Origin of the sequence: Aphanothece microscopica RSMan92 (assembly GCF_046613545.2) — a bacterium.
Classification (GTDB): domain Bacteria; phylum Cyanobacteriota; class Cyanobacteriia; order PCC-6307; family Cyanobiaceae; genus NIES-981.
The window spans coordinates 1-2,427 of the sequence record NZ_JBKKKY020000131.1; the positions used below are offsets into that span (position 1 = coordinate 1).

General features: G+C 68.1%; 4 protein-coding genes. 3 read left to right on the plus strand and 1 reads right to left on the minus strand.

Features of this window, described 5'->3' with window-relative positions:
• Positions 1–217: 217 nt before the first annotated feature.
• Positions 218–730: an NADPH-dependent FMN reductase gene (locus ACLD7X_RS16300; protein ID WP_411424734.1), complete on the minus strand. Its 513-nt coding sequence runs from the start codon at positions 728–730 to the stop codon at positions 218–220.
• Positions 731–828: 98 nt separating this feature from the next.
• On the opposite strand from ACLD7X_RS16300, the gene ACLD7X_RS16305 reads away from it, so the two are divergent.
• The 3 genes from ACLD7X_RS16305 to ACLD7X_RS16315 are packed head-to-tail and all read left to right on the plus strand — an operon-like array spanning position 829 to position 2,331.
• Positions 829–1,236, plus strand: a complete 408-nt coding sequence (locus ACLD7X_RS16305; RefSeq protein ID WP_411424735.1) for a winged helix-turn-helix transcriptional regulator — start codon at positions 829–831, stop codon at positions 1,234–1,236.
• Between the two features lie 49 nt (positions 1,237–1,285).
• Positions 1,286–1,729, plus strand: a complete 444-nt coding sequence (locus ACLD7X_RS16310) for a PilZ domain-containing protein (RefSeq protein ID WP_411424736.1) — start codon at positions 1,286–1,288, stop codon at positions 1,727–1,729.
• Positions 1,729–2,331, plus strand: a complete 603-nt coding sequence (locus ACLD7X_RS16315) for a hypothetical protein (RefSeq protein WP_411424737.1) — start codon at positions 1,729–1,731, stop codon at positions 2,329–2,331. The genes ACLD7X_RS16310 and ACLD7X_RS16315 overlap by 1 nt, the downstream gene beginning before the upstream one ends.
• The last annotated feature ends 96 nt before the right edge of the window (positions 2,332–2,427 follow it).

Below are 2,427 nucleotides of genomic sequence, written 5' to 3' on the forward strand. Positions count from 1 at the left end.
GGAGCCAGGGTGTCGTCATTGATCACGCGCAGCGGCCCGAAGCCCATCCAGGCCGGGTCGTAGTGGCTGGCGAAGGAAAAGGAATGCCAGCTGTCCAGCCAGTCCAGCTGGCTGTGGAACCGTTCAGCGGCGGGGCGCAGGAGCAGGGGCGCCAGAACGTCGGCGGAAGTCATCGCAGAGGTCATCGCAGAGGTCGTCGCAGAGGTCGTCGCGGAGGTCAGCAGCGGGGTACGGCGTGGGCGAAGAGACGGTCCACGAGATCGTCGATGGAGCTGTCCTTGGCGGGAGTGGCCGCGGTGCTCACCAGCTGACGGCCGACCACCTCAGCCCCGAGATGGGCCAGCTGGAGCCTCAGGGCGACCAGCACGGTGTGGCCACCCCCGCCGGAGCGGGAGGCGATGGCGATTGGCCGCTGGTTGAACAGGCTCCGGAAGTCCTCACCCTGCACCGACAGCCAGGCGATCGCACTGGTGAGCACCGGGGGAATGGAGCCGTTGTACTCCGGCGTGCAGATCACCCAGCGGGGTGCCCCCGCCAACCGGCTCTGCAGCACCGCCAGGCCTGGAGGGGCTGGTTCGGCCTGCTTCCGGGAGGTGAACAGCGGCAACGCCAGCTCGGTGAGGTCCAGCACCTCGGCACTGCGATCCCGGGCCCTGGCCGCGGCGGCGAACCGCTCGGCCATCAGCAGGTTCTCCCCATGACTGGCGGCAAGGACAAGCAGGTCGGTCATGGCTGGAGGCTCGAAGGTCTCTCGCCCGATCGTGGGCTACCTCACGCCACGGGGGCAAGACGGTACGAGAAGGTGGGTTGGTGACCTGGCGGTAACCCATGGACAGGCAGGGCGATCCAAACGAGCAGGGATTTCTGGGCAGCCACGACCACACCCACTGCAAGGCCGAAGTGGCCCTGCGGGTCATCCAGGGGCGCTGGAAGCTGCTGATCCTGCGGGAGCTGATTCAGGCCGTGCGTCGCTTTTCGGATCTGCACAAAGCTCTGCCCGGGGTGAGCCAGAAGGTCCTCACCGCCCAGTTGCGCGAACTGGAAGCCGATGGCGTGCTCAGCCGCACGATCCACCCCGAGGTGCCACCCCGGGTGGACTACGCCCTCACCGACCTGGGACGGGAACTCCTGCCGGTCCTGGATGGTCTGCATGCCTGGGGAGAGCGGATTGGCAGCCCCAGGACCGCTGACAGAACCATCACCGCCCCCGTGGCTGGGTCGCGTCCTACTGCGTAGGCTTGCAGCGCGGGCTCATTGAGATGGTGCCTCGCCCTGACCGCGGACGGTGCCACTTCAACCCAACTCTGACTCCTTCTTTGTGCCGCGCCGGCAACCCCGTCAGGTGGTGCCGGCCATCAGCATGTCCATCCGCGTCGATTTCCGTGTCGAGACCAGGATCGAGACGAAACCCCTGCATGGTCGTCTCTGGGATGTGAGCCTGTCCGGCGCCTGTCTGCTGTTCCCCACCACCAGCCTTGTGGAGATCGGCCATGAGGGGCCCATCACCATGCACCACCCCAGCGTGGGGACCCCGATCCACTCCCAGGCCAGGATTCTCTGGGTCGATCGCCTCACCCACGCGGTGTATGCCGGTGCCCTGTTCACCGAATCGATCAACTTCGAAACCACCTTCCTGCGCTCGCTGATGCGACGCAACGGTCAGAACCCCGCGCCCTCGCAACTGGGTGATCTCCGCGATCAGCTGCACGACTTCCCAGGCTTCAGCTGATGCCCCATCGGCTGACGACCCTGCTGCTGCTGGCAGGCCTGCTGGTCGTGCCCGCCGATGCGGCCGGCCCCAGCCCCATGCTGGCCATCCAGCAACCGGAGCCCCCCGTGGCCGTCTGCGTGGTCACCCCGCGGGTCGAGCCGGTGGAGGATGCCGATGCCCTCGGCATCGTGCCGGTATCCCGACCGCGGTTGATCGTGGTCGAGCCGTTGCTTGAACTGCGGATCGCCCGCCCGGGAGCGGCCACCTGGATCCTCACCGGCACACGCGAGCAGCCGATCCGCACCCCCCTGGACTGGCCCACCAGCCCCATCGGCCCAGGCGAGCTGATCCTGCTGCAACTCCGCCCGAGCGAGGCCCCTGCCGAAGCCTTTGCCCACGTGCACCTGGTCGGCGCCTCGGAAACCCGGATGGCGACAACCGAGCGGCTGATCCGCCAGCTCGCACGCCAGGCTTCCGACTGGCTCGCCGCCATCGAATCGGCGCTCCAAGCCGGCGATGTGCCCGTGGCCTGGTCGCTGCTCTTTGCGCCGGAAGCCCCTGCGGACCCGGAGCTGGAGGACCTCCAGGTGGAGGTGATCCGCCGCGGCTGCGGCGGCTGAGCACGCCGCGGCCCACGAAACCGCCTATGGTACAGGTGTACTGCGGGCGGTCTTGTGGTCAAGGTGGCGCCCACTCCAGCCGGCGGCAGCGGCGCC

Excerpts from the sequence above, each read along its gene's own strand:
- ACLD7X_RS16300 (WP_411424734.1), bottom strand. The coding sequence starts at position 730 with ATGACCGACCTGCTTGTCCTTGCCGCCAGTCATGGGGAGAACCTGCTG.
- ACLD7X_RS16305 (WP_411424735.1), top strand. The coding sequence starts at position 829 with ATGGACAGGCAGGGCGATCCAAACGAGCAGGGATTTCTGGGCAGCCAC.
- ACLD7X_RS16315 (WP_411424737.1), top strand. The coding sequence starts at position 1,729 with ATGCCCCATCGGCTGACGACCCTGCTGCTGCTGGCAGGCCTGCTGGTC.